This window comes from Streptomyces sp. WM6386, from assembly GCF_000972385.1.
Taxonomy (GTDB): Bacteria; Actinomycetota; Actinomycetes; order Streptomycetales; family Streptomycetaceae; genus Streptomyces.
The window spans coordinates 1-910 of record NZ_JXTE01000257.1; the positions used below are offsets into that span (position 1 = coordinate 1).

A 910-nucleotide genomic window follows, 5' to 3' on the forward strand; every position below is an offset into this window, starting at 1 on the left:
GGTGTCCGGTGCGAGCTCGACCTCCATCTCGGTCCAGGAGGCGGCCCGCGTGCCGGTGTCGAGCAGCGCCTCGGCTCGGACCGCGTCGATGCTCAGCTCGGCGAGGACGGCGCCCTGCGAACCGACGAGCCGACGCACACCACGAGTGGAGCGAATACGGACGACCGGCCGCAGATCCGCCCCGCGAGTACGGGAAAGAGCCAGGTCACGCAGCGTGTCCGGGAGGGTGTCGGAGAGCGGGGCCCTGACCTCTTCCCGGCTGTCTCCCGACAGCGGCAGCTTGAGATGCCAGCCCGCGTCCGTTCCGCCCGTCCTTCTGCGGAGCGTGACCGAGGCGCCGGCCAGACGCAGGTCGCCGGTGTCGTAGTACACGGCGTCCAAATCCTCGGCGCCCCGGTCCACGACGGACACGATCCCGCCCACGCCGGCGAGGTCGGGCAGCCAGGTCGTGTCGTCAGCCGACGGGGCCTCGTACTTTCGCTCTGTTTCCTGCTGCGACTCGGTCATGTCCTACGCGTACACGTCTGGGCGCCGGACAAACACCACAGGTCCACCCCGGTGCCTGAAGTCGAGCTCTTGAACCAAGACCTCGCGCCGCCATTCGGCGCAGCAGCCCGCGCCGGACATGAACTGCGTTCCTAGGGTCACGGTGACGACCACCCTTGAGGAGAAGTTCATGGACATACGCACCCCCTGCGTCCTCGCAGCGACGGTCCTTCTCGCCGCCGGCCCGCTCGACGGCCTCGCGCACGCCCAAACCGACCTGGACTGCAGTGACTTCGTCTACCAGGAGGACGCGCAAGCGGAGTTCGACCGCGACCTCAACGACCCGTATCGGCTGGACGAGGACCAGGGACCGGACGACGGCATCGCCTGCGAGGTCCTCCCCCGCAGAAGCACCACGACAGCG

Annotated in this window: 1 protein-coding gene and 1 pseudogene; one reads left to right on the forward strand and one right to left on the reverse strand. The window is 68.9% G+C overall.

What is annotated here, in order from left to right:
* The coding region (locus TN53_RS41090) for a CYTH domain-containing protein (protein ID WP_046263991.1) at nt 1–507 on the reverse strand (507 nt) is incomplete at its 3' end.
* A 169-nt stretch (nt 508–676) separates the two neighbouring features.
* Between TN53_RS41090 and TN53_RS41095 the strand changes: the two are divergent.
* Nucleotides 677–910: pseudogene (locus TN53_RS41095) on the forward strand (excalibur calcium-binding protein); the annotation flags it as partial.